Source organism: Kitasatospora sp. NPDC053057, from assembly GCF_044546945.1.
GTDB lineage: Bacteria > Actinomycetota > Actinomycetes > Streptomycetales > Streptomycetaceae > Kitasatospora.
In genome coordinates, this window is record NZ_JBITZP010000140.1 from 1 (window position 1) to 1,476 (window position 1,476).

At 73.4% G+C, this 1,476-nt stretch carries 1 protein-coding gene; it reads left to right on the forward strand.

Translation table 11 applies throughout. The annotated features are described in order from the left end of the window. The coding region (locus ACIG5E_RS39460) for a transposase (RefSeq protein ID WP_396542150.1) at positions 1 to 1,312 on the forward strand (1,312 nt) is incomplete at its 5' end. Positions 1,313 to 1,476 lie beyond the last annotated feature (164 nt).

Consider the following 1,476-nt stretch of genomic DNA (forward strand, 5'->3'; position numbering starts at 1 on the left):
GGCGTTGGGCGTCACTGCCGCGCTGGACACGTCGATCGGCCCGATCAAGGCACGCGAGCGGGGCCTGACCGGCGGGGAGTTCGCGCTGGCCTTGGCGGCGGTGCAGCTGACCGGCGAGGACCACATGGTCGGCTTCGACCGGCTGCGCGCGGATGCGGTCGGTGAGGCTCTGCTGCCCGCGCCCGTTCCGCCGTCCACCACGGCCGCCACGCTCGCCGCCCGCTTCGACCAGGCCCGGCGCGAGGGCGTCGAGACAGCGTGTGCGCAGGTCACCGCCCGTGCGCTGGCCGCACTGCCGGTCGGCGAACGGGCCCCGGTCCTGTCCGGGCCGGTGACGATCGACCTGGATGCCAAGGACATCGAGGTCTACTCCACCCGCAAGGAGCAGGTGATCCGTTCCTACAAGGGCGAGATCGCCGGGCGGGTGCACGCCGCCCACTGGGCCCAGGCCGGCACCGTGCTGGTCGCCGACCTGCTCGACGGCCGTTCGGACGGCCGCACCCACGCGCCCGGCCAGGTGGATCGGGCGGTGAATGCGGTGCGTGCGGCCGGCGCGACGGGCCCGGTCCTGTTCCAGGGCGACTCGGGCTACTACGCGGGCAGGGTCGCCGAGCGGATCGTCGCCCGCGGATGCCTGTTCCGGCTCGGGGTGCCGCGCAGTGCTCCGCTGTGGCGGGCGGTGGCCCGCGTGGACGAGGAGGACTGGATCGACGCCGTTGACTACCCGGGCGCGCAGGTCGCCATGCTGGACTACGTGCCCACCGGATGGCCCGAGGGCACCGGGGCGATCGCCCGCCGGGTGCGCTACGACGCCGTCGAGCTGTCCGCGGACCCGCGCTCGCGCCGCTCGCGGACCGTCGGCAAGGACCAGCTCGCTCTCGTGCTGGACGGCATCACCGACACCGCCTACGCCTACTCGTTCTTCGCCACCAACGAGCCCCTGGACCTGGACGAGGAGATCGCGGGCGCGGAGTGGGAGTTCCGCCGCCGCACCAGGATCGAGGAGCTGTTCCGCGACACCGCACACGGCGCCGGCCTCAACCACCTGCCCTCCGCCTCCCACGCCATCAACAGCATGTGGATGTGGGGCGCGCTGCTGGCCTACAACCTCACCGCGTGGCTGCAAATGCTCGCCCCCATCGGCCAGGCCCGCCGTCGCATCGCCACCGTGCGTCGCCTGCTGATCCGCCGGGCCGCCCGCTGCACGGTCACCGCCCGCCGCAACGAACTCCACTTCACCGCCACAGCGGGCGAGTTGATCGCCAACACGCTCGCCCGGATCCGCGCCCACCGGCACCTTCCGGCCGCCTGACCGACCCGCCCGACCGGGCCCGAACCACCCGCAACCGCCCTGGAAAGCCGCCCACCCGGCACGACAACCGGGCCGCCGCCATGCCCGCGCACCTCTCACCCGCACCGACGGCCAGCCCAGATATCAACTGACTGGCCGTCGGCCACTACCTGCGGATTCGGGTC